Source organism: Virgisporangium ochraceum (genome assembly GCF_016863655.1).
Lineage (GTDB): Bacteria > Actinomycetota > Actinomycetes > Mycobacteriales > Micromonosporaceae > Virgisporangium > Virgisporangium ochraceum.
On the sequence record NZ_BOPH01000097.1, the window covers coordinates 1 to 23057 of the forward strand.

At 71.7% G+C, this 23057-nt stretch carries 20 protein-coding genes and 1 pseudogene; 14 read left to right on the forward strand and 7 right to left on the reverse strand.

The window, feature by feature from the left end; translation table 11 throughout:
• Positions 1-86: 86 nt before the first annotated feature.
• Positions 87-1793, reverse strand: coding sequence for a cellulose binding domain-containing protein (locus tag Voc01_RS35020; protein ID WP_203931946.1), 1707 nt, complete (start codon positions 1791-1793; stop codon positions 87-89).
• Positions 1794-1828: 35 nt separating this feature from the next.
• Positions 1829-2146 carry a hypothetical protein gene (locus tag Voc01_RS35025; RefSeq protein ID WP_203931947.1) on the reverse strand — a complete coding sequence of 106 codons (318 nt, stop codon included), beginning with the start codon at positions 2144-2146 and terminating at the stop codon, positions 1829-1831.
• A 393-nt stretch (positions 2147-2539) separates the two neighbouring features.
• On the opposite strand from Voc01_RS35025, the gene Voc01_RS35030 reads away from it, so the two are divergent.
• Complete coding sequence (locus tag Voc01_RS35030; RefSeq protein ID WP_239160693.1) at positions 2540-3526, forward strand: LacI family DNA-binding transcriptional regulator; 987 nt, start codon at positions 2540-2542, stop codon at positions 3524-3526.
• A gap of 26 nt (positions 3527-3552) precedes the next feature.
• Here the strand turns inward: Voc01_RS35030 and Voc01_RS35035 are convergent, their stop codons facing one another.
• From Voc01_RS35035 to Voc01_RS35045, 3 genes are read right to left on the reverse strand one after another with little or no spacing between them, the layout of a single operon-like run.
• A complete protein-coding gene (locus tag Voc01_RS35035) occupies positions 3553-4236 on the reverse strand; it encodes a potassium channel family protein (RefSeq protein WP_239160694.1) in 684 nt (227 codons plus the stop codon).
• Positions 4229-5596: a TrkH family potassium uptake protein gene (locus Voc01_RS35040; RefSeq protein ID WP_203931949.1), complete on the reverse strand. Its 1368-nt coding sequence runs from the start codon at positions 5594-5596 to the stop codon at positions 4229-4231. Before Voc01_RS35040 ends, Voc01_RS35035 begins: the two co-directional genes overlap by 8 nt.
• Before the next feature lie 43 nt (positions 5597-5639).
• Positions 5640-6620 carry a zinc-binding dehydrogenase gene (locus Voc01_RS35045; protein ID WP_203931950.1) on the reverse strand — a complete coding sequence of 327 codons (981 nt, stop codon included), beginning with the start codon at positions 6618-6620 and terminating at the stop codon, positions 5640-5642.
• Between the two features lie 101 nt (positions 6621-6721).
• Here Voc01_RS35045 and Voc01_RS35050 point away from each other — a divergent pair, with 101 nt between their 5' ends.
• Both Voc01_RS35050 and Voc01_RS35055 read left to right on the forward strand, forming a co-directional pair.
• Positions 6722-7330, forward strand: coding sequence for a TetR/AcrR family transcriptional regulator (locus Voc01_RS35050; RefSeq protein ID WP_203931951.1), 609 nt, complete (start codon positions 6722-6724; stop codon positions 7328-7330).
• Between the two features lie 233 nt (positions 7331-7563).
• Positions 7564-8550, forward strand: a complete 987-nt coding sequence (locus Voc01_RS35055; protein ID WP_203931952.1) for a pectate lyase family protein — start codon at positions 7564-7566, stop codon at positions 8548-8550.
• 243 nt (positions 8551-8793) lie between these two features.
• Here Voc01_RS35055 and Voc01_RS54790 read toward each other — a convergent pair.
• Positions 8794-9582, reverse strand: a pseudogene (locus Voc01_RS54790) (methyltransferase); the annotation flags it as partial.
• A 79-nt stretch (positions 9583-9661) separates the two neighbouring features.
• Between Voc01_RS54790 and Voc01_RS35070 the strand changes: the two are divergent.
• The 8 genes from Voc01_RS35070 (at position 9662) to Voc01_RS35105 (ending at position 15599) form a co-directional block, all read left to right on the forward strand.
• On the forward strand, positions 9662-10372 hold the full coding sequence (locus Voc01_RS35070; RefSeq protein WP_203931953.1) for a class I SAM-dependent methyltransferase: 711 nt from the start codon (positions 9662-9664) through the stop codon (positions 10370-10372).
• 39 nt (positions 10373-10411) lie between these two features.
• The gene (locus Voc01_RS35075) at positions 10412-11080 is read left to right on the forward strand and encodes an aldo/keto reductase (RefSeq protein WP_275423783.1); all 669 of its coding nucleotides are present in this window, start codon (positions 10412-10414) and stop codon (positions 11078-11080) included.
• A 104-nt stretch (positions 11081-11184) separates the two neighbouring features.
• Complete coding sequence (locus Voc01_RS35080; protein ID WP_203931955.1) at positions 11185-12186, forward strand: tripartite tricarboxylate transporter substrate-binding protein; 1002 nt, start codon at positions 11185-11187, stop codon at positions 12184-12186.
• A 1-nt stretch (position 12187) separates the two neighbouring features.
• Positions 12188-12649: a tripartite tricarboxylate transporter TctB family protein gene (locus Voc01_RS35085; RefSeq protein ID WP_203931956.1), complete on the forward strand. Its 462-nt coding sequence runs from the start codon at positions 12188-12190 to the stop codon at positions 12647-12649.
• Positions 12650-12652: 3 nt separating this feature from the next.
• Entirely contained in the window at positions 12653-14221 is a 1569-nt protein-coding gene (locus Voc01_RS35090; RefSeq protein WP_203931957.1) for a tripartite tricarboxylate transporter permease, read from the forward strand.
• Between the two features lie 92 nt (positions 14222-14313).
• A complete protein-coding gene (locus Voc01_RS35095; protein ID WP_275423784.1) occupies positions 14314-14598 on the forward strand; it encodes a DUF4193 family protein in 285 nt (94 codons plus the stop codon).
• Between the two features lie 28 nt (positions 14599-14626).
• Positions 14627-14851 carry a hypothetical protein gene (locus Voc01_RS35100; RefSeq protein WP_203931959.1) on the forward strand — a complete coding sequence of 75 codons (225 nt, stop codon included), beginning with the start codon at positions 14627-14629 and terminating at the stop codon, positions 14849-14851.
• A gap of 13 nt (positions 14852-14864) precedes the next feature.
• Complete coding sequence (locus Voc01_RS35105) at positions 14865-15599, forward strand: spermidine synthase family protein (RefSeq protein ID WP_239160698.1); 735 nt, start codon at positions 14865-14867, stop codon at positions 15597-15599.
• A gap of 54 nt (positions 15600-15653) precedes the next feature.
• On the opposite strand, the gene Voc01_RS54225 is transcribed toward Voc01_RS35105, so the two are convergent.
• Positions 15654-17279, reverse strand: a complete 1626-nt coding sequence (locus Voc01_RS54225) for a M28 family peptidase (RefSeq protein ID WP_203931960.1) — start codon at positions 17277-17279, stop codon at positions 15654-15656.
• A gap of 510 nt (positions 17280-17789) precedes the next feature.
• Between Voc01_RS54225 and Voc01_RS35115 the strand changes: the two genes are divergently transcribed.
• Genes Voc01_RS35115 through Voc01_RS35125 form a run of 3 tightly spaced genes read left to right on the forward strand, consistent with a single transcriptional unit; the run spans position 17790 to position 23052 of the window.
• The gene (locus Voc01_RS35115; protein ID WP_203931961.1) at positions 17790-20021 is read left to right on the forward strand and encodes an Agd3-related carbohydrate-binding protein; all 2232 of its coding nucleotides are present in this window, start codon (positions 17790-17792) and stop codon (positions 20019-20021) included.
• Complete coding sequence (gene pelF / locus Voc01_RS35120) at positions 20018-21601, forward strand: GT4 family glycosyltransferase PelF (protein ID WP_203931962.1); 1584 nt, start codon at positions 20018-20020, stop codon at positions 21599-21601. Before Voc01_RS35115 ends, pelF begins: the two co-directional genes overlap by 4 nt.
• Entirely contained in the window at positions 21598-23052 is a 1455-nt protein-coding gene (locus tag Voc01_RS35125; RefSeq protein WP_203931963.1) for a hypothetical protein, read from the forward strand. The genes pelF and Voc01_RS35125 overlap by 4 nt, the downstream gene beginning before the upstream one ends.
• Positions 23053-23057 lie beyond the last annotated feature (5 nt).

The following is a 23057-nucleotide window of genomic DNA, read 5'->3' on the forward strand; positions in this document are numbered from 1 at the left end:
CCCGGCGGCGACGGCACCCGCCGACGCCGCCAGCGCCACACCGGCCGACAGCAACAGGATTCGTGATCTGCGCATGGTTCCTCCTGTCAGAGGGTGACGACGACGGTGGAGATGCTGCGGGCGGGGACGTTGACGGTCACCTGTCCGCCGTTGACGCCGGTCGGCTGGCTGGCCGCGTTGGCGCTCTGCGAGGTGAGGTAGTGCTCGGCCCGCGTGATGTTCTGCGGCGCCTGGATCACGGCGTTGTTCACCGCGCTCGTCGACCGGTTGAGGATCACCAGCGTCACCTTCCCGTCGCCCTGGTACGCGGTCACCTCCAGCGGGTTGGCTTTCGTGCTCTTGGTCAGGGCGACCCGCTGGTAGCCGGGCCGGACGTACTTGGAGAACTGCGAGAACGCGTACCCGCGCTTGAGTGGCGCGCCGGCGGTGGTGCCGTAGGCGGCCTCGCCGTCACCGATGAAGGAGTAGTAGCGCTTGCCGTACCACCAGATGTAGGCGCTCCAGTTGGCCTCCATCGACCGGTGCACGGTGCGCATGATGGTGTCGAGGGTCTCGTTCCAGACCGTCTGGTTGCTCGGGTTGCCCCAGATGTTCGAGCCGCTGCCGTCGGCCTCGTGGAAGTTCCACTCGGTCATCCACACGGGCTTGTTGTGCTGGGCGGCCAGGGCGTACGGCGCGAGCCGCCCGGCGGCCTCGGTGCCGTAGAGGTGACCACCGATGTAGCCGATGTTGTTGCGGGCGCACGAGTCGTTGAGCGTCGGGTCGGTGTAGCCGTAGTTCAGGTTCACGGCCTCGGCGACCATCAGCCGGGTGTTCTGCACGGCCGCGCCGTTGTTGCAGGCGAAGGTGCGCAGTTCCGTGCCGCTCCAGTCCATCGAGTCGTAGTCGGGGTGCCAGTCGGGCTCGTTCTGCACCGAGGTGACGTCGATGGTCACGCCCTGGGCGCGCATCTGCTGGACGTAGCTGTTGAGGTGGTTGGCGTAGTCGTCGTAGTACTCGGCGCGCAGCTTGCCGCCGTTGGTCCGGCTGTTGTTCGTCTTCCACGCCGCCGGTCCGGTCCAGGGCGAGGCGAGGATCTTCACGTTGGACCCGTAGGTCTTCGCCGTCCTCAGCGAGTTCACGTGGGTCGACCATTCGCTGGACACCGGCGAGATACCGGTCCGCACGATCGACAGGCCGAGCTGGTTGGCGCCCGTCCCGACCAGCGTCTGGGTCTCGGCCGTCGACCAGGCGCTTCCCCAGATCGCGGTCGCGGCACCGAAACCGTCGACCGTCTGGTACCTGGTCGCGGCGTTGACCGTGATGTCCGCGGCGCCGGTGGGCGGCCGCGACGAGGAGGACGAGGAGGAGGGCGGGTTCGACGACGGCGGGGTCGACGGGGTCGTGTCGCCGTCGCAGGTGACCCCGTTGAGGGCGAAGGTGGTGGGTGTGGGGTTGCTGCCGGTCCAGGCGCCGTTGAAGCCGAAGGAGGCGGTGCCGCCGGTGGCGATCGTCGCGTTGTAGTCGACGTTTCTGGCGGTGACGGCGGCGCCGTTCTGGGTGACGGTGGCGCTCCAGGCCTGGGTGACGGTCTGGCCGGCGCCGTAGGACCAGGTGAGGGTCCAGCTGGTGACGGGGTCGCCGAGGTTGGTGATGGCGACGTTGGCGCCGAAGCCGCCCTGCCATTGTGAGGACACGGTGTAGGACACCGAGCAGCCGGCGGCCGCGGCACCGGCCGGTGCCACGACGGCCGAGGCCAGCACCATGGCTCCGGCCGACACCAGGGTGGCGCCGAGCAGTCTGACTCTTGTCATGGGAGGTTCTCCTGGAACGGTGGTGTCCGCCGCGGTCAGGCGGCGGAACAGGCGGCGCCGTCGACACCGAACGCGGTGGGTGTGGTGGTGTTGCCGGTGCGGGTGGCCCGCAACCCGACGCCGACCGGGGCGCCCGAAGCGATCGACGCGTCCCGCGGGGCGGCGATGTGCCCCTCGTCGAAGGCGGCCCACACGACCGGACGACCCGTCCGGCACGGCCGGTTCACGTCGCAGCGGGTGATGTGACCGGCGTCGCCGCGGCTGCCGTCCGCGACGACGCCGGTCACGGCCAGCACGAGCACGGGGGTCGCAGCCGGGACGCGGACAGCGCTCCAGGTTCCGACTTCCACCATGACGACCTCCGCGCTGTGTGCTGGCAGCTGTGAGCGTTAACAGCACGACGGAGGAGGCCGAGGGGGCATCGTGCTGTCCGATTGGTCACCCCGGCGGGTGGGGCAACCACTGCCATGGACTGTTGTCGATGGTGCCCATATCGTCAAGGTTCCGGGCCGAAGTTTCGCGAAAGTTTTGTCGCTCGGTAGGCGGGCGCCGTCGCAATCGCGTGAGATGTGCGGGGTTGAACGGGACCGGCGGAGCGGGCATCATCGCGGTAAGAAATGTGATCGATAACATTCGCGATGGCGGGTTGCGACACGTCAGTGCCCCTGTCCGTGGCGACCCGTAGACTCCGTGCCGTGATCGAGTCGGACCGACCGGCCCCACGTCGCAGGGCACGGCGTGGTGACGTGCCGATCACGACGATCGCCGAGCTCGCCGGCGTCTCTCCACCCACGGTGTCCAAGGTGCTCAACGGCCGGCGCGGCGTCGGCGCGACGACCCGTCAGCGGGTGGAGGTGCTGCTGCGCGACCACGGCTACCGCCGGCCGTTGGCGGCCACCACCACCCCGTGCCTGGAGGTCGTCTTCGACCGGATGCTCGCGTCGATCGCCGTCGGCATCCTGCGTGGTGTCGGCGAGGTCGCGGGCGGGCGGGACTGCACGGTCGGGTTCACCGACGTCCACCGGCAGGTCGACGCCGGCCTGCCGTGGATCGAGCCGTTGCTGCGACGGCGGCCCACCGCGGTCGTCACCGTCTGCTCGCTCGCCGACGCCCGGCACAGCGAACGGCTGTCGGCCAGCGGCATCCCGCTGGTCGCGGTCGACCCGGTCGGCGAGCTGGCGGGGATCCCGGCCGTCGGGTCGAACAACTGGAGCGGCGCCCTGACCGTCACCCGCCACCTGCTCGACCTGGGTCACCGGCGGATCGGGGTCGTCACCGGTCCGGTCCGCGACCTGTCCGCCCGCGCCCGGCTCGACGGGTTCCGGGCCGCGCTCGACCACGCCGGCGTCGCGTTCGACGCCGACCTCGAGCGGCGCGGCGTGTTCACGTTCGAGGACGGCCGTGACCTCGGCGCGGAGCTTCTCGCCCTTCCGCAGCGCCCGACCGCGGTCGTGTGCGGCGACGACCTGCAGGCGCTCGGCGTGTACGAGGCCGCCCGCCGGGCCGGTCTGCGGGTGCCGGAGGACCTCAGCGTCGTCGGCTTCGACGATGTCGACCAGGCCGCCTGGTCCGCGCCGCCACTGACCACCGTGCGGCAGCAGTTCACCGATATGGGCGCGACCGCCGCGCGGCTGGCGCTGGGAATGGCCGCCGGTGAGGAGCCGACCCAGGACCGGTACGAGCTCGACACCACCCTCGTCGTCCGGGGCAGCACCGCCGCGCCGCCGTCCTGACCCGTGGGCCTACGCGGGTGCTCCGGTCAGGTGGTGGCCGCGAAGCGCTCGACCTGGTCGGTGGTGCCGGCGACGATCAGGACGGCCTTGCCGGGGACGACCGTGTCGGGCGCGGCGAACACGAAGTCCGTCCCCGGGGCCTTGACCCCGACGACCGTGACGCCGTACCGCGACCGCAGGCCGACGTCGGCGAGGGTCCGGCCGACGGTGTCGCCGGGGGCGCGGGTCTTGGCGATCGCGAAGCCGTCGTCGAGTTCGATGAAGTCGAGCATCCGGCTGGTGATCAGGTGGGCGACGCGCTCGCCCATCGTCGCCTCGGGGTAGATGACGTGGTGCGCGCCGACCGACCGCAGGATCTTGCCGTGTTTGACCGAGATCGCCTTGGCCCAGATGTCGCGGATCCCGAGCTCGCTGAGCGCGAGCACGGTCAGCACGCTGGCCTCGATGTCGGTGCCGATGCCGACGACGGCCCGGGAGAACTCCCTGATTCCGACCTGCAGCAGGGCGTCCTCGTCGGTGGCGTCGGCCTGCACGACGTGGGTCAGGTCGTCGGACCACTGCTGCACCAGCTTCGGGTCCTCGTCGATGCCGAGCACCTCGTGCCCGAGCCGCAGCAGCGACGCGGCCACCTGACCGCCGAACCGGCCGAGGCCGATCACCACGACGTTCTCGTCCGCGGTCGGTGACTTCGCCTTCTCTTTGTCAGCCAACGAGGGGTCGCTCCTCCGGGTACCGGTACAGCCGTGGACGGGTGTTGAGCGCCAGCGCCGAGGCGACGGCGACGGTTCCGACGCGGCCGACGAACATCATCGCGATCAGCACCAGTCTGCCCGGGTCGGGCAGCTCGGCGGTCAGGCCCGTGCCGAGACCGGCCGTGCTGAACGCCGCCATCACCTCGAAGAGCGCCCGGTCGAACGGGACGCCGCGGGTGAGTCCGAGCAGCAGCAGCGTGCCGAGGGCGACGGTCGCGACGCCGAGCAGCGCGATGGTCGTCGCCTGGCGTTGCGTGGTCTCGGCGATGCGGCGGCGACCGATCACCACGTCCTGCTCGCCGCGCACCTCGGTCCAGATGACGTAGGCGAGCAGGAAGAACGTGGTCACCTTGATGCCCCCGGCGGTGCTGGCGCTGCCGCCGCCGACGAACATCAGCACCGTGACGATCGCGGTGGTGTCGGCGGACATCGCGCCGAAGTCGACCGTGTTGAAGCCACCCGAGCGGGGGATCGTTCCGTGGACGAACGCGGCGAGGATCTTCGCGCCCACGTCGAGCGGACCGAGCGTGGCGTCGTTGCCCCACTCCAGCGCCAGGACCGCGACGAACCCGACGACGAGCAGCACCAGCGTGCCCCAGACGGTGAGCCGGGTGTGGGTCGACCAGGCGGCGGGCCGGCGCAGCTCGCGGACGATCTCGTACAGCACCGGGACGCCGATGCCGCCGACGATCACCCCGAGGGTCAGCGGCACGCAGATCCACCAGTCGCCGACGAAGCCGAGCAGGCCGTCGCTGCGCAGCGAGAAGCCGGAGTTGTTGAACGCCTGCACCGCGTCGAACACACCCTCCCACGCGGCCGACCCGAACGGCACGTCGTAGGCCAGCCACAGCCGCAGCGTCACGACCGTGGCGATCACCGTCTCGCTGACGAGCATCACCGCCGCCGCGAGCACGAGCACCCGGCGGACGTCGCCGTGCGCGAGCCCGGTCGTCGCCTCGGCGCCGGCCATCATGCGTCCGCGCAGACCCAGGCGGCGCGACACGATCAGACCGAGCAGGGTCGCCAGCGTGGTGATCCCGAAGCCGCCGAGCTGGGTCAGCGCCGCGAGCAGCACGTGCCCGATGTCGGACCAGTAGGTGGCAGTGTCGACGATCGTCATGCCCGACGTGGTGATCGCGGACGTCGCGGTGAACAGCGCCGTCATGAACGGGGCCGAGCCCGGCCCGGACCGGAAGACGGGCAGCATGAGCAGCCCGGTTCCGGCGGCGATCGCGACCGCGAATGCCAGGGACACGGTGCGTGCTGGATGCGGACGGCCCCGGCGCACGAGGCAGGAGTCTACCGCCGGGCCGATCATGGAGCAGCGGAACGCGCCCGCGTCCCGTCCCGGGCGTGGTGGTTCAGGGCCGGAGCGCGAGCTTGCCCACGGTGGTCCGCGCCTCCAGGTCCGCGAGGACCCTCGGCCCGTCCGCCAGGTCGTGGACCGTGGGCCGGCCGGGACCGAGCACCCCGGCCGCGAGCAGCCCGGACAACTCACCCATGACCGCGCCGAACACCTGGGGCGCGGCCCGGATCAGGACGCCGATGTTCAACCCGATCACGTGGACCTGGTGCCGGTAGACCAGGTCCCGGTTGGTGACCGCGGCCGTCCCGGCGGCCAGGCCGTAGACCACGACGCGGCCGGTGACCCGCCTGGCCGCGGCCAGGCTGGCCTCGAACGTGGCGCCACCGACGGACTCGAGCACGAGGTCGGCGCCCACGCCGTCGGTCAGGCGGAGGACCTCGGCGGCGAGGTCGTCACGGCCGGAGTCGAGGAGGTGGTCGGCGCCCAGGGCCCGGACCACCTCGTGCTTGGCGGGCGCGGCCGTGGCGATCACGGTCGCGCCGTGGTGCCGGGCCACGGCGACCGCGGCCTGGCCGGTCGCGCCCGCGGCGGCGTGGACGAGCACGGTCCGGCCGGCGGTGAGCCCGCCCAGCGGCCTGAGGGCGGCCACCGCGGTCGGCCAGTTCACGACCAGTCCCATGGCCTGCTCGTCGGCCCAACCGGCCGGCACCGGAACGGCGGCGGCCGCGGGCAGCGTCAGGTACTCGGCGAACGCGCCGCCGCCGATGCTGACGCCGACGACGTGGGCGCCCGGTGCCCAGGTGGTCACGTCGTCGGCGACGGCCACGATCTCGCCGGCGGCCTCGATGCCCGCGAGGTAGGGCGGTTCGGGTCCGTCCGCGAACGTGCCCCGCGACTGCGAGAGGTCGACGAAGTTGACCCCGGCGGCGGTGACCCGCACCAGGACCTCACCCGGCCCCGGTGCCGGCACCGGTGCGTCGGTGACCAGGCGTAGGTCCCGGGGTCCGTCGAGGGACGTCTGTCGTAGTGCTCGCATGGGGTCTCCTGAATTGTTTATCGAACGACCAAGAAATGGTCCATGACCGGCGGGCGCGGGTCAAGATAAACTTGGTCGATCGACAAACAATTGGGGGACCGATGGCACACCGCGGCCGGCCGCGCACGTTCGACCCGGACGTCGCCCTGCGCCGGGCCCTGGACCTGTTCTGGGAACGCGGCTATGAGGGCACCTCGCTGAGCGACCTGGCCCAGGCGATGGGGATCGCCTCGGCCAGCATCTACGCCTGCTTCGGCAGCAAGGAGGACCTGTTCCGCCGGGTCATGGCGCTGTACGGCGCCACGTCGGGCGAGCCACCCCGGCGCGCGCTCCGCGACGGTGGGACCGCGCGGTCCGCGGTCCACGCGATGCTGCGGGCCACGGCCGACCAGGTCACCGGCCCGGAGACCCCGCACTACTGCATGCTCGTGCTGGCCGCGCCGGTCGGCGCGGTGGAGAACCACGCCGTCCGGGAGTTCCTGGCCGACCGCCGCCGCGACCAGTACGCCACCATCCGCGAGCGGCTCGCGCGCGGCGTCGCCGACGGCGACCTCACCGCGTCGCCCGCCGACCTCGACGCGCTGGCCCGCTACTACACGACCGTGGTGCAGGGCCTGTCCGTCCAGGCCCGCGACGGCGCCACCCGCGCCGACCTGGAGGCGGTCGTCACCTGCGCGATGGCCGCCTGGGACGCGCTCGCCGGTTGCTGACGGCCCGGACCTCGCGGGGTGCTCATTGACATGCATCGATGACGGGCCTAGCCTTGCGCAGGCAGAGGAAAGCGCTTTCCTGGCCGGATCCGTCGTCGGTCGCGCAGCCGGCGCCCGCCTCCCGGTCCGGTGCAGCAGGTGCCGCGCACCGCGGCCACCGCCCCCGGCGCCGGCCCGACCCATGCCACCTGCGGTCGGGCACCCCCCGGCGCCCCACGTAGGGAAGGACTCCCATGTCTGAACTGGACATCCCCGCCGCCGCCCTGTCGCGCCGTCGGCTGCTCGGCGGGGCCGCCGCCGGAGCGGTCGGCGTCGCCGGCGCGGTGCTGCTCGGCCACTCGCCCGCGGCCGCCGCGTTCGAGAGCAGCCCGGTCGGCTACGCCAGCCTGAACGGCGGCACCACCGGCGGCTCGGCCGGCACGGTGGTCACCGTGTCGTCGGCGTCGGCGCTTCAGTCGGCGCTGAGCTCCGGCACGTCGCAGACCGTGCGGGTCAACGGCCTGATCTCGATCTCGGGCATGTACAACGTCGCGTCGAACAAGACCATCATCGGCGTGGGCAGCGGCTCAGGGATCACCGGCGGCGGCCTGAACCTGTCGGGCGTGCGCAACATCATCATCCGCAACCTGGTGTTCCGCAACGCGAGCGACGACTCGATCAACGTGCAGACCAACACCACCAACGTCTGGATCGACCACAACGACCTGGCCAGCGGCTACGACGGGCTGATCGACATCAAACGCGGATCGGACTTCATCACGGTCTCGTGGAACCGGCTCCACAACCATGACAAGTCGATGCTGCTCGGCCACGACGACGGCAACGCGTCGCAGGACACCGGCAGGCTGCGCGTGACCTACGTGCACAACTGGTTCGAGGGGACCGGGCAGCGGCACCCGCGGGTGCGCTTCGCCAACCCGGTGCACGTGCTGAACAACTACTACAGCAACATCGGCTCGTACGGCGTGGCGTCCACGATGAACGCCGGCGTGTTCGTCGAGCGGAACTACTTCGAGAACGTGTCGAAGCCGACCGTCACCCAGACCGGCGACTCCGACCCGGGCAACATCAAGGTGCTCAACAACTACAAGGTGAACTCGGGCACCGAGCAGGTGCGCAACGGCGCGAGCGTGGCCGCGATCCCGTACTCCTACACGCCGCAGGCCAACAACACCGTCAAGGCGACGGTCACGGCCGGCGCCGGCACCGGCAAGATCTGAGGGGACCGTCGGCCGCCCGTCCCGGGACGGGCGACCGGCACCCGTCACCGGTCGGGAACGCGGTGCGCCTCGATCACGGCGAGCCCGACCGGTGACGCGGTCGGGTGGATCCGCCGCACGGCGAAGCCGGCCTCCGCGAGGAGCGCGCGGAAGTCGCGCTCGGTGCGTTCGCGCGAGCCGAAACAGGATCATCATGTGCAGGTCCATCCGGATCGCGGCGGGCTGCTCGGCCGCCCGCCGGGGCAGGATCGCCTCGACGACGAGCAGCCGGCCGCGGTCGGTCATGGCCGCGCGGCAGGTGGCGAGGATGCGACCGGCGTCCGCGTCGTTCCAGTCGTGGAGCACCCGCGACAGCAGGTAGGCGTCGGCACCGGCCGGCACCGCGGCGAAGAAGTCGCCGTCGACGAACCGGCACCGGTGGGCGAGCCCGGCGGCGGTCAGCCGCTCCCGTGCCCGGGCGAGCACCGCGGGCCGGTCCACGAGCGTCGCCGAAAGCTCGGCGGTGGCGCGGACGACCGCCTCCAGCAGCACGCCTTCGCCCCCGCCGACGTCGACGAGGCTGGCCAGCCCGCCGAAGTCGTAGGCGGCGACGACGTCGGCGGCCTCGCCCACCGCCCGGCCGGCCATCGAGCCCTGGAACGCCGCCTCGTGCGCGGAGTGGCGGTCGAGGTGCTCGAAGAAGCGTTCGCCGTAGACGTGCTCGAACGCCGTCCCGCCGGTGCGTACCGCGTCGAGCAGACCGGCCGAGGCCCGCTGGTACAGCTCGCCCCGGACGACGACCGGGCCGTGCAGCGACCCGGCGACCCCGGTGCGCATCGCCGCTCCGAGCGGGGTGAGCGCGAACCGGCCGTCGTCGTCCTCGGTGAGCACCTCCTCGACGACGAGCCCGCGCAGGATCCGCGTCACGGCGTCCCCGTCGGCACCCACCGCGCGCCCGACCTCCGCGCCCGAGAGGGGTCCGTCGGCCAGCGCGTCGGCGATGCCGAGCCTCGCCGCGACGTACAGCAGCTGCGTGGTCAGGTAGCCGTCCATGAGCCGGGCGAGCCGGGCACGCGCATCGTCGGTCACGTCGGTCCCCTTCCCGGTGGATCTTCTGTGCCAGGATGACCCGATGAGGGCCGACCACTACGACAGCTTCGCCCAGAGCTACTCGACGGACAACGAGTCGAGCATCTTCAACGCCTACTACGAACGGCCGGCGATGCTCACCCTGGCCGGCGACGTCGCCGGGCGCCGGATCCTCGACGCCGGGTGCGGCTCCGGCCCGCTGTCCGAGGCGCTCATCGCCAGGGGCGCCATCGTGACCGGCTTCGACGGCAGCCCGGCGATGGTCGAGCTGGCCCGCAAGCGGCTGGGTGACGCCGCCGACCTGCGCGTGGCCGATCTCGGCGCACCGCTCCCGTTCGCCGACGGCGCGTTCGACGACGTGGTCGTGTCGCTCGTCCTGCACTACCTGCGCGACTGGACGCAACCGCTGGCCGAGCTGAGGCGCGTTCTCCGGCCGGGCGGGCGCCTGCTGCTGTCGGTGAACCACCCCACCGTCTACAAGGTCTTCTACCCGGACGCGAACTACTTCGAGGTCACGCGGTTCTCGGAGGAGTACACCCTCGGCGACGGCACCAGCATGGAGCTGACGTACTGGCACCGGCCGCTGCACGCCATGTCCGACGCGTTCCGGGAGGCGGGCTTGCGCATCTCCGTCATCAGCGAACCGCCGTTCTCCCCGGACACCCCGCGTGAGCTTGTCCCGTCCCACCTCGGTGACCGCACGGCGTTCCTGAGCTTCCTGTTCTTCGTCCTCGAGGCCGAAGGCCCGGCGTGATCACCGTCCGCTCGGCGCACCGGGGTCCGCGTCGGCGCGCTGGCCCTCGGCTGCATGAACTTCGGCGGACGCACGGACCTCCGCACGTCGACGCGGATCATCCACCTGGCCCTCGACGCCGGTGTCACCCTCGTCGACACCGCCGACGTCTACAGCCACGACCCGGCCGACTTCTCCACCGGCCGCGGACGCAGTGAGGAGATCGTCGGCCGGGCGCTGCGCGGCCGCCGCGACCGGCGCGCCGAACGCGAGCTGCTGCCGATGGCCCGCACGTACGGGTTGGCGGTGCTGCCCTGGTCGCCGACCGCCGGTGGCTTCCTCACCGGCGGCTACCGTCGTGGTGAGGCGCCGCCGCCGGGGTCACGGTTCGCCGAGTTCTGGGACGGGGAGACGGCGCGGCGCCACCTCGCGGAGCCGGCCTTCACCGTGGCGGAGACGGTGGCGACCATCGCGGCGGCCCGGGGCGCCACCCCCGCGCAGATCGCCGTCGCCTGGTGCCTTCGCCAGCCGGGGGTCACCGCACCGATCGTCGGCCCGCGCACGGTCGAGCAGCTCACCGACGTCCTCGGCGCGCTCGACGTGGACCTCGGCCCGGAGGAGCTGGCCGCGCTGGACGCGGCCGCACCGCCGGGACGCGCGACCGTCCCCTACTACGGGTACGACGGCATGGCGTGGGTCCCGTGGGGTCCGCACGAACACCGCTGGTGACGACGATTCGATCTCGGACCGGCCTCCCGGTCCATCGATGGCGGTATGGTGGCGGTCCCCACGCGCATCGACGAACTTGCAATCGTTGATGAGGAGGTCGCGCCATGAGAACGACCAGGACCATCGTCGCGATCGCCGCCGTCTCGCTGCTCGCCGCCTGCTCCGGCACCACGGGCGGCTCCGACGACGGCGACGCCGGAAGCTACCCCGACGACACCATCACCGTCATCGTGCCGTTCAGTGCCGGCGGCCCGACCGACACCGTGACCCGCATGATCGCCGAACCGATGGCCAAGGAACTCGGCGGCAAGATCGTCGTGCAGAACAAGGAGGGCGCGGGCGGCACCGTCGGCGCCGGCGAGGTCGCGCGGGCGAAGCCCGACGGCTACACGATCCTCATGCACCACATCGGCATGTCCACGGCACCGGCCCTGTACAAGAACCTCAGCTACAAGCCGCTGGAGGACTTCGAGACGATCGGGCTCGTCACCGAGGTGCCGATGACGATCGTCGCCCGCAAGGACTTCCCGCCGGCGACGCTGCCCGACCTCGTGTCGTACGTGAAGGCCAACGCCGGCAAGGTGACGCTCGCCAACGCCGGCATCGGCGCCGCGTCGCACCTGTGCGGGCTGCTGTTCCAGGACGCCGCCGGCGTGAAGCTTCAGGAGGTGCCGTACCAGGGCACCGGCCCGGCGCTGACCGACCTCGTCGGCGGCCAGGTCGACTTCATGTGCGACCAGACCACCAACACCACCGGCCAGATCACCGCGGGCAAGGTGAAGGCGTACGCGGTCACCACCCCGGAACGCGTGAAGAGCCTGCCGGACCTGAAGACCACGACCGAACTCGGCATGCCCGACCTCAAGGTCAGCGTGTGGCACGGGCTCTACGCGCCGAAGGGCACGCCGCAGGCGATCGTCGAGAAGCTGTCGAACGCGTTGAAGAAGGCGCTGGCCGACAAGGCGGTCATCGACCAGATGGCCAAGCTCGGCACCGCGCCGGTGCCGGCCGACGACGCGACGCCGCAGGCGCACAGGGAGTACCTCGACGAGCAGCTGAAGACCTGGGCGAAGATCATCGCCGACGCGGGCGTCAAGGCGACCTGACGTGGAGCGTCGCCGGTCCTACCCCGACGTGCTCGCCGGGGGCCTCTTCGTCGTGATCGGTGGCGCGTTCGTGGTGGGGTCGCTCGGCTACGAGCTGGGCACCCCGCTGCGGATGGGCCCGGGCTACTTCCCGCTGCTCGTCGGTGTCATCGTGGTGGCGCTCGGGCTGGCGATCGTCGTCAAGGGACTGGTCGCCGGCGAGGTGATCACGTTCGGATCGGTGCCCTGGCGCGCGGTCGCCGCGATCGTGGCCGCGCTGCTGTTCTTCGGCCTCACCGTCGAGGGGCTCGGGTTCGTGCCGGCGTCGGCGGTCACCGCGTTGCTGACCGCACTCGCCAGCTCCCGCGTACGGCCGCTGCGGGCCGTCCTCATCGCCGGCGCGCTCACGGTGGCGGCCACGCTCATCTTCGTCGTCGGCCTGCAGCTGCGGATCCCGGTCCGGGGCCCGTGGCTCGGGGGTTGAGCGGTGGAGCTGCTCGACAACCTGGCGCTGGGCTTCTCGACCGCGCTGCTGGTCCAGAACGTCCTCTACTGCTTCATGGGCGTGCTGCTCGGCACGGCCGTCGGCGTGCTGCCGGGCATCGGTCCGACGGCGACGGTGGCGATGCTGCTGCCGATCACGTTCAACTTCGAACCGGTCACCGCGCTGATCATGCTGGCCGGCATCTACTACGGCGCGCAGTACGGCGGCTCGACCACGGCGATCCTCATCAACCTGCCGGGGGAGTCGTCGGCGGCGGTCACCGCGCTCGACGGGCACGAGAGGGCCCGCCAGGGAAGGGCGGGCCCGGCCCTGGCCGTGGCCGCGATCGGCTCGTTCGTCGCGGGCACGGTGGCCACGGTCGTGCTGGCCGTCGCGGCGCCGCCGCTGGCCGAGGTCGCGTTGGAGTTCGGACCGGCGGAGTACTTCGCGCTGGTGCTGTTCGGGCTCATCGTGTCGATCGCGTTGGCGCGCGGGTCGACGCTCAAGGCGCTGGCGATGATCGCCCTGGGTGTCCTGTTCGGCACGGTGGGCCAGGACATCTACACCGGTACGCCGCGGTTCGTGTTCGACCGGCGCGAGCTGTACGGCGGCATCGACTTCGTGTCGGTGGCCGTCGGCCTCTTCGGGGTGGCGGAGATCCTGCGCAACCTGGAGAACGAGCACACCCGCACCGCGATCGTCGGCACCGTGCGGCACCTGTGGCCGACGGCCGAGGACCGGCGGCGCATCGTCGGCCCGATCCTGCGCGGCACCGGCCTCGGATCCGCGCTCGGCGTGCTGCCCGGCGGCGGGCACGTGCTCGCATCGTTCACGTCGTACGCGGTCGAGAAGCGGGTCTCGAAGCGGCCCGACGAGTTCGGGCACGGAGCGATCGAGGGCGTCGCCGGACCGGAGTCGGCGAACAACGCCGCCGCGCAGACCTCGTTCATCCCGCTGCTCACGCTGGGCCTGCCCGCCCACCCGGTGATGGCGCTGATGGTCGGCGCGTTCATCGTCCACGGCATCACCCCGGGTCCGAACGTCATCAACGACGAGCCGGCGCTGTTCTGGGGCCTGATCGCGTCGATGTGGATCGGCAACGCGCTGCTCCTGCTGCTGAACCTGCCCCTGATCGGCATGTGGGTGCGGATGCTGCGCATCCCGTACGAGGTGCTGTTCCCGATGATCATCCTGTTCGCGGCGATCGGCACGTACTCGTTGGCGCTCAACCCGTTCGACGTCTACGCGATCGTGTTCTTCGGGATCCTCGGCTACGTCCTCATCAAGTGCGGCTGCGAGCCGGCCCCGTTCCTGCTCGGCTTCGTGCTCGGGCCGCTGCTCGAGGAGAACCTGCGGCGGGCGCTGATCATCTCCCGGGGCGACCCGACGGTGTTCGTGACCCGTCCGCTGTCCGCCGTGCTGCTGGCCCTGGCGGTGGCGGCGCTGATCGTCGCGGTCCTGCCGACGATCCGCAGACGTCGCGACGAGGTCTTCACCGACGAGGAGACCGGCAGCGCCCCGCCGACACCCCGGGGCGAGGCCGGAGCGGACCGGTCCGGACAACCGTCCTGAGGTACGCCTGGGCGAGGTTGGCGTCCCAACTCCCGGTTTTCAGATGGGGTTGGGTCTACGGTCGACTCACACACCAGCTCGAGGGGGCCGCCATCGACTACGACTCGCCACGCCGTCCACCGACCGGAGACGACGGCATGGACGAACTCCAGGCTCGCGACAGAACCGCCCGACCGCCGACGGCCGACCTGGACGAGGTCGACACCGCCGACGGGGTCGAGCCGCCCGACGCGGACATGTCGGGGGAGGAGCTGACCGTGCCGGTGTCACCGATGCGGTCGGACGAGTTGCAGTGCCCCCGGTGTTTCCTCGTGCACCACCGCAGTCAGTTCGTGCTCCGCGCCGACGGGCTGAACGTCTGCCGGGAGTGCTCGTGACGGTCACCGGTCGGACTAGGATGCGCCAATGGCCCGCATCGTGCTCCGCGTACGGCTCCTCACCGGCGACAGGCTCGACGTCACCTACGAGGAGGGCGAGACCAGCCAACAGACGGCCGTCGTCGAGAACGCGATCTCGGTGCTGTCGGACCCGTCGGGAGTGCTCCGGGCCCGGCACGGCGACCGCGAGGTCGTGATCTTCGGGCGGGGTGTCGCCGCGATCGAGATCGAACCACGCGGCGCGGTTCTGTAGCGGACAGGTGACGATGGACGCGCGACCGATGAAGGGTGCCCGCTTCGAGGAGCTCGCGTGGCGGTCGACGCCGCTGGGCGAGATCAGCCTGCGACGCCGCATCGATCCGGCCCTGAGGGCCGAGGTGTTCGAGGTGAAGCTCGGCGACGAGTACCTCATGTCGAGCCTGTTCACGGTCGCTGAGGTGGAACTGGCACGGTTGGCGTTGGCGGCCCGGCCGCACGGCGGCGTCGACATGGTCGTCGGCGGCCTGGGGCTGGGTTGCACCGCTGACGCCGCCCTGGCCGACGAGCGGGTCCGGTCGCTGATCGTGGTGGACGCGCTCGACGACGTGATCGGGTGGCACCGCGACGGGCTGCTGCCGCTGTCCGCGGCGATCGTCGCGGATCCGCGCTGCCGGCTGGTGCACGGCGACTTCTTCGCCCTGACGGCCGGGGCCGGGTTCGACCCGGACGCGCCAGCGCGGCGGTTCCACGTGATCGCCGTCGACATCGACCATTCTCCGCGGCACCTGCTGAGTCCGGGACACGCCGACTTCTACACCGAGGAAGGCCTACGGCGCCTCCGCCGGCACCTGCACCCGGGCGGGGTGTTCGCGTTGTGGTCGGACGACCCGCCCGACGCCGCGTTCACCACCGTTCTCGAGGCGGTGTTCGCCACGAGCACCGCGCACGTGGTGACGTTCGCCAACCCGGTCCGCGGTGGCGAGTCGTCGAACACCGTCTACGTCGCCGTCGCCGCGTCCTGAGTGGTCCGGCCGGACCCGGTGGGAGACCTCGGGGCCTCCCACCGGGCAGGAGGGTCAGCCGGTGTACCGGCCCTTGCTCGTGGCCGCCACGGTCGCCGACGGGGCCGACCGGGCGGACGCCGCCACGGCCGGACGGGTCGGGATGGACGACGTGTCGAAGGCGTAGGTGATGACGGCGGTCGCGATCGCGTCGGCGTTGACGTCGAGCGCCCGCAGGTTGATGTTGCCGATCAGCGGGTACAGCCGGTCGAGCTGCCGGTAGACCTCCGGGTCACCGCCGTCCTTGACCGGGGTGAAGCTGTCGCACGGGTCGTGGTAGCAGGGGTCCTTCTGGATGCCGGCGATCCCGCCCCACTTGGCGACGTCCTCGGCAGTCTTGATGTCCTCGGCGCCGGTGAACAGACCACCGGCGGGGATTCCGACGCCGGCCGCGATGAACGGGCCGTAGTCGGACCGGCCGCTGAAGTCGGCCGGCGCGGTGGGCAGGCGGCGGGAGGCGAAGAAGCGCTCGAACAGGGCCTCGATCTCCGCCGAGCCGACCGGACCGGGGCCGGAGCCCTCGGCCGCCGAGTCGTCGCCGTCGTACACGCCGAGCGTGTAGTTCGCCGACGCGATCATGTCGAAGTTCAGGTACAGCTTGATGCGCGCGAGGTCCTCCGGCGTGGAGTTGCCGACGTAGAACGTCGACCCGACGAGGTTGGACTCCTCGGCGCCCCACCACGCGAAGCGGACCTTGTTGGTGGGCTTGACCTTGCGCATCTGCCAGGCGATCTCCAGCAGCGCGGCGCTACCGGACCCGTTGTCGTTGAGACCGGTCGTGTCGGGCTCGGAGTCGAGGTGACCGCCGGCCATCACGACGTTGTCCGGGTTGCCGCCCGGGGTCTCGGCGATGACGTTCTCGGTGTGCCGGATCTCGGAGGTGGTCGTCGCGGTGATGCGCACGGTCTCCGTGGCTCCGGTGGCGAAGCCCTCGCCGGTGGCGTACGAGACGCCGACGGTCGGGATGTTCACCGGCGTGCCGAGCGTGGCGAGCAGGAGGTTGTACCGGGACGGGTCGTCACCGTTGCCCTGGTTCATGAGGATCGCGCCGATCGCGCCGGCGTTCTGCGCGTTGGTGACCTTCTGCCCGAAGGGGCACGTTCCGCGTTGCAGGAGCGCGATCTTCCCGACGACCGCGGCGGTGAAGTCCGCCGGCTCGCAGCCCGAGGTGCTCGCCCGCGGCGGCGTGAGGTTGACGTCGACCGGCACGACCTCGGCGGTGACGTCACCGGGTCCCGAGCACTCGGACAGGTCGTAGTCGGTGCCGTCGACGTACGTCGTCGGCGTCGGCGCGGTCTGCGCGAACGACGAGCTCGTCTCGTCGCAGTAGACGAAGTCGAACGGCTGCCGGGTGACCTGGTAGCCCGCGAGGCGCATGGTCCAGGCGACGTAGTCGGCGCTGCGGTCGTACCCGGGCAGACCGGAGCCGCGGTTGTTGCCGTTGGTGTCGGAGATGAACTGGAACGCGCCGAGGTGACGCAGCAGTCCCGGGAGCGTCACCGCGCGGGTGAGCTTCTGCGGGGTGTTGTTTCCCGGGTCCGGCTTCGACCGTCCGGCCGAGGCGGGGCTTCCGGTGAGGGAACCGACGAGGACCATGACTGCTGCGGCGGCGAGTAATCGGCTCTTTGCGCCAAACGCCATGTTCTGCTCCTTCCGCGTCTGCGGGCCGCGGAGTTGAGAAAGTGCTCCAGCGGTGTGACAGCAATCTATTCACCGGTGGGGACATACGGAAGCCCGATGAGGCAACCCGATCGACGACGCCGAGTCGTTGATCCGTCGCTACCTCGACCGAACGGCCGGCTGACGACGAGCACGCGGTCGACTACCGTCGGTCGCGGCAAAAGCAACCGGCCGGCCTTCGGGTGGGGTCGACGCCGGTGGAGCACGGCACGTACATGCACGGGGCCTTCGGGCCAGCGCAGCTTCCCGACGCAACACACGACAGTTGGGTGCGACATGTGCCGCTATGGAAAACGCCAGACCCGTCATTGACCGGGGCCGTCGGTGGAAGCGTCAGCTGAACCGATGGCCGGTCCTTGTGGAGTCCCCGCCGGCCCGGTGAACGAACCGCGCCGGTCGTAGAACGCTGCCCGCCGCCGTTCGAGGTGGCCGGGTGATGGCCGCTGCGCCAGTTCCACCAGATCCTTGACCGTGTCGGCATCGCCGGAGGCCGCCGAGATGCTCACCTCACGTTGGTTCAACCGCCCGACCACCCGACGCCGCACCGTCGCACACCGGCGTCGCGGTCCGATCGCCGCCATTCTCCTGCTGCTGGTGAGCCAGGCCGCCGTGACGGCGCCCGCCGCCGCGGCGCCCGGGCTCCCGCTCGACGGCGTCGCGTCGGCCCGCCGGCCGGCACCGGCCGTGCCCGGGTACGGCGCGGTGGCGCCACCGGCCGCGGCGCCGCCGCGAAAGCTGCCCCGCAAACCCGGCACGGTCGCGGTGCGGCCGGGGCAGCACGTCCGGCCACCGGGCCGCGGTCCGGCCGGGGCGAGAACCGCGACGGTGACCGGCACCGACCGCGCCGCGGTGCGCGCGCTCGTGGTCGCGGTGGACGCCGGCGACTTCGGCGTCGCCACGTGGCGGTCCACATTGGACCGCGTGGGCGCCGCCTACGACGTGCTGTACGCGCGCACCGCGCCGCTGGTCGCCGACACCCTCGTGCGTGCCGACGGAACCGGGCGGTACAACGCGATCCTGCTGACCGACAGCATGCTGCTGCACGCCGACGGGTCCGGCGGATACGTCAGCGCGCTGTCCGGCGACGAGTGGAACCTGTTGTGGGCCTACGAGCGCGACTACGGCGTGCGGCAGGCGACGCTCTACAGCAGCTACGGCACCTTCCCCGAGGACTACTGCCTGCGCGGCGGCAGCGAGGGCGGCGTGGGGGAGACCCCGATGCTCGCCTCGCTGACCACCGCCGGCGCCGGCGTGTTCGACTACCTCGATCCGGGCGCGCAGATCCCGATCTCGCTGTCCTACGTCTACCTCGACGCCCTGCAGTCGGGGTGCGGCGCGCAGCCGGTGCTCACCGGCGGCGGCGCGGTGCTCGGCGTGGCCACCACGTCGGCCGACGGACGTGAACGCCTCGCGTTGACGTTCACGTCGAACCAGTACCTGTTGCAGGCGCACCTGCTGGTGTACGGGCTGTTCCGGTGGGCCAGTCGCGGGCTGTTCCTCGGCGAGCACCGGCACTACCTCAGCGTCGACGTCGACGACTGGTTCAACTCCACCGACCACCAGTTGGCCGACGGCACGGTCGGCACCGACCCCGGCTTCCGGATGAGCGGCCACGACGCGTACAACGCGCACGTCCAGCAGAACGCGTTGCGGGCCGCCTATCCGCTCGCCAACGGGTTCACCATGCACCTGGCCTACAACGGTGGGGATGCGAACCTCCAGGCCGGCAATACGTGCGCGCCCAACGGCGGGATCAACCAGCTGACCGCGACCAGCCGGTGCCTGGCCGGCGAGTTCCGGTGGGTCAACCACACCCACAGCCACCCGAAGCTGAACTTCACCGACTATCCGACCAGCCTGGCCGAGATCACGCAGAACGTGACGGTCGCCAACCAACTCGGGCTGCCGGTCGACGCGACGGTGCTCAAGACCGGCGAGTACTCCGGCCTGGGCGTGTACCACCCGGACCCGGACAACGACCTCGACCCGCCGACCGACCACGGCCTCGGCGCGTCGAACCCGAACCTGCTCACGGCCGCGAACGACGCCGGCGTGGACTACCTCCACGGCAACATGTCGTTCCCCAGCCACGTGCCCGCCTGCTTCAACTGCAACATCGTCCACCCGATGCAGCCGGCCCTGTCGGTGGTGCCGGACTGGCCGACGAACGTGGCGTACTTCAGCACCACCCCGGCCGAGGAGACGTACTTCTACAACTCCTTCTACGGGCCGAACGGCAGGTTCCCGTACTGGCCGACCGACCGCACCTACGAGCAGATCGTCGGGTACGAGAGCGACCAGGCGATGACCCACGTCGCCACCGGTTCGATCTACACGCACACGTTCCACATCGGGAACCTGCGCGACTACGGTGCCGGCCGCACGCTGACCACCGACTGGGTCGAGGCGGTGCTCGCCAGGTACACCGGCTACTACTCCGTGCCGCTGCTCAGCCCGACGTGGCCGGCGCTCGCCGCCCACACGGCCGGACGCAACGCCCACTTCGCCGCGCTGTCGGCGGGCGTCGACGCCGTCTACGACCGGGGCGCCGGCACGGTGACCGTCACCTCGCCGGCCGCGGCGGGCGTCACCATCACCGGTGCGCGGACGAGCGGCTACACCACCTACGGCAGCGAGTCGACGGCGACGCTGGCGCTCGCGGCCGGCACCCCGGTCGTCTTCACCCCGAGCCTGCTGCCGTGAAGATCCTGCTGATCTCCGAAGGCACCTACCCGTACGCGACGGGCGGGGTGAGCGTCTGGTGCGACCAGCTCATCCGCGGCATGCCGGAGTGCCGGTGGGAGGTCGTGGCCCTGTGCGTCGACGGCCGGGAACGGGAGGTCTGGGCGCCGCCGGGAAACCTGGAGTGGGTGAACCCGCTCCCGCTGTGGGGGCCGCAACCGCACCGGAGCGTGCAGGCGCCGGGCGCGGCGTTCCTCTCCTCCTACGAGGCGTTCCTCACCGCGCTGCTGCAGCCCCAGGACCCGCGCTCCGACGAGGCGGCGGTGAACCGCAGCCGGTTCCTGCTGTCGCTGCGCGGCCTGTACGAGTACGCCGCCAGCGGCGGCGACCTCGCCGGCGCGGTCACCGCCAACGCCACGCTCGGCCTGATGATGGACGCCTGGCACGGCATCCACGGCGACGGGCTCACCCTCGCCGACGCCGTCGAGGCGGCCTGGCTGCTGCAGCACATGCTGCGGCCGCTGGCCGTGCGGCCCGTCGACGCCGACATCGTGCACTCGTCGATGAACGGGCTGAGCATGCTCGTCGCGATGGCCACGAAGTGGCGCTACGGCGTGCCGGTCATCATGTCCGAGCACGGCATCTACCTCCGCGAGCGGTACCTGTCCTACCTGCAGACGACGGTGCCGCACGCGGTGAAGGTGCTGGTTCTCAGCTTCTTCCGGGCGCTGGCCGGCGGCGGGTACCTCATCGCCGACGCGCTGGCGCCGCACTCGGCGTACAACCGGCGCTGGCAGCTGCAGAACGGCGCCGACCCGGCGCGCATGTGGACGATGTACAACGGCGTCTCGCTCGACGAGTTCCCGGTGGCCGAGTCCGAACCCGCCGAGCCGACGGTGGTGTTCATGGGACGCATCGACCCGTTGAAGGATCTGCACACGCTGATCCGCGCGTTCCAGGTGGTGCGCGGCAAGGTACCCGACGCGCGGCTGCGGATCTACGGCGGCACGCCGCCGGGCAACGAGTCCTATGAGGACAGTTGCCGCCACCTCATCGACGAGCTCGGCCTCACCGGCGCGGCCGTGCTCGAAGGCCGGGTGGACAAGCCGATCAGTGCCTACCACGCCGGGAACGTCGTCGCCCTCACCAGCATCTCCGAGGGCTTCCCGTACACCGTCGTCGAGGCGATGGCCTGCGGGCGCGCCGTCGTGTGCACCAACGTCGGCGGGGTGGCGGAGGCGGTCGGCGACGCGGGCCTGGTGGTGCCGCCGCGCGACCACGTGGCCGTCGCCGAGGCGTGCGTGCGGATCCTCACCGAGGACGCGACCCGCCGGCGGATGGCCGCCACCGCGCGCGAACGGGTCACCGAGCTGTTCACGCTGCAGAACTCGCTCGACGCCTACCGCCGCGTGTACCGCAACGTGACGGCCGGCCTGCCGGCCTCGGCGCCGGAACAGGTCACCGAGGTCCGGCCCAAGGTGCGGGGACGGGCGACGGTCAACGGCCGCGGGCACGCGGCGTTCACCGCGATCGGGCGGGCCACGGTGCGCGTCCGGGGCCGCGCGGCGGTTCCGGCCCTCACCCTCGGGGAGACCTCATGACGATGGGCGCGGCCCGTGACCTGGCCGAGGACGCGACCCGCGACATCTCGGCGCTGGTCCAGAAGGCGATGCGTCGCGACCCGCTCGACGACCTGGTCGAGCGGGTCCGTCCGGTGGTCACCGGTGCCATCGACGCGCTGCAGGTGGCGGCCTCGCTCGAGGCCGACGGCCTCACCGACCGCGCCGCCCAGGTCGAGTACGGCTACCCCGACGTGTTCACCCTCGCCGAGGAGGTCTACCGCCGCACGGCCGCGGACCGCTCCGGTGGCCCGCCGATCCCGCGGATCACCCGCGGCCTGCGCAACGGGCTGCACGACATCGCCCACGGCGTGCTGTACATGTTGCCGGCCGCGATCTTCCCGGCGCTGCTGGCCGCCGTCGGGCCGCGGTCGCTGGTGCTCGGGCTCGTCCTCGCCGGCGGGCTCGGCTGGGTGTGGGCCGGCTGCGCGTCGTGGCTGGCGTACCGGTTGCTGGGCCGGGGCCACCCCGCGGGGGCGGGCCGCATGCTGCGCTGGTGGTCGATCGCCGGGCTGCCGGCGGCCGCCGTGGTCGGCTTCGCGGTGACGGGCCTGACCGGTGCCGGGCGCGGACTGGTCGTCCTGGCGGTGGGGCAGATGGCCTACCAGATGGCCGCCAACACGTTGATGTTCTACCACCGCGAGTACCGGCTGCTCCTCGTGATGGGTCCGGCGGTGCTCGTCGGCGGCGCCTACCTGTACTACGGCGGGGCCGCGGTGCGGGGCGTGGCGGTCGGCGTCTCGGCCGTCTCGGTCGCGGTGGCGTACGCGCTGGCGATGCGGCAGACCGTGCGGCCACGCGGCGACCGCGAGGCGGGCATCGCCTCGGGGCTGCGCGGGGAGTGGTGGCAGTTCCCGTCGGTGCTGCTGTACACCGCGTTGACGGCGGCGTTCCTGCTGCACGCGCAGGCGCCGTACATGTCCGGCCGGCTCGACATCGTGGTCGCGGCGCTGCCGCTCGTCGTGGGCATGGGCGTGGTGGAGTGGCGGGCCCGCCGCTTCGGCGAGCAGGCGCGGGCGCTGCTGGGCCGGGTGCGCCACCCGCGCCGGTTCGTGGTGCGCGTGTGGCTGCTGCTGGTCGGCAGCCTGGCGGCGTGCCTGGTGACGATCGCGGCCGTCGCCGCCGTGGTGCTCGTGGCGCTGCGGGCCGCGGGTCTGCTCAGCGCCGCGGCGGCGGTGATGGCGGCCGCGGGGGTGGTGCTCGGTGGGGCGTACTTCCTGGGGTTCCTGCTGGCGAACCTGTCCGAGTACCGGTGGTTGTGCGGCTCGCTCGCGGTGTGCCTGGGCGCGCACGTCGCGGTGACGCTGCTCGCGCCGCGGACGCTGAGCCCGCTGGCCGACACCACCGTGTTCCTGGCCACGACCGTGCTGCTGCTGGTGCTGTTCGTCGCGGCGCTGGCCGGCCGGCTCGGGCACGCACGAGACTACAGATGACGGAG

Coding starts and splice junctions, on each gene's coding strand:
- Voc01_RS35100 (WP_203931959.1), top strand. CDS start 14,627: ATGGCCCGCATCGTGCTCCGCGTACGGCTCCTCACCGGCGACAGGCTC.
- Voc01_RS35080 (WP_203931955.1), top strand. CDS start 11,185: ATGAGAACGACCAGGACCATCGTCGCGATCGCCGCCGTCTCGCTGCTC.
- Voc01_RS35070 (WP_203931953.1), top strand. CDS start 9,662: ATGAGGGCCGACCACTACGACAGCTTCGCCCAGAGCTACTCGACGGAC.
- Voc01_RS35025 (WP_203931947.1), bottom strand. CDS start 2,146: ATGGTGGAAGTCGGAACCTGGAGCGCTGTCCGCGTCCCGGCTGCGACC.
- Voc01_RS35040 (WP_203931949.1), bottom strand. CDS start 5,596: ATGATCGGCCCGGCGGTAGACTCCTGCCTCGTGCGCCGGGGCCGTCCG.
- Voc01_RS35055 (WP_203931952.1), top strand. CDS start 7,564: ATGTCTGAACTGGACATCCCCGCCGCCGCCCTGTCGCGCCGTCGGCTG.
- Voc01_RS35125 (WP_203931963.1), top strand. CDS start 21,598: ATGACGATGGGCGCGGCCCGTGACCTGGCCGAGGACGCGACCCGCGAC.
- Voc01_RS35020 (WP_203931946.1), bottom strand. CDS start 1,793: ATGACAAGAGTCAGACTGCTCGGCGCCACCCTGGTGTCGGCCGGAGCC.
- Voc01_RS35045 (WP_203931950.1), bottom strand. CDS start 6,620: ATGCGAGCACTACGACAGACGTCCCTCGACGGACCCCGGGACCTACGC.
- Voc01_RS35050 (WP_203931951.1), top strand. CDS start 6,722: ATGGCACACCGCGGCCGGCCGCGCACGTTCGACCCGGACGTCGCCCTG.
- Voc01_RS35105 (WP_239160698.1), top strand. CDS start 14,865: ATGGACGCGCGACCGATGAAGGGTGCCCGCTTCGAGGAGCTCGCGTGG.
- Voc01_RS54225 (WP_203931960.1), bottom strand. CDS start 17,279: ATGGCGTTTGGCGCAAAGAGCCGATTACTCGCCGCCGCAGCAGTCATG.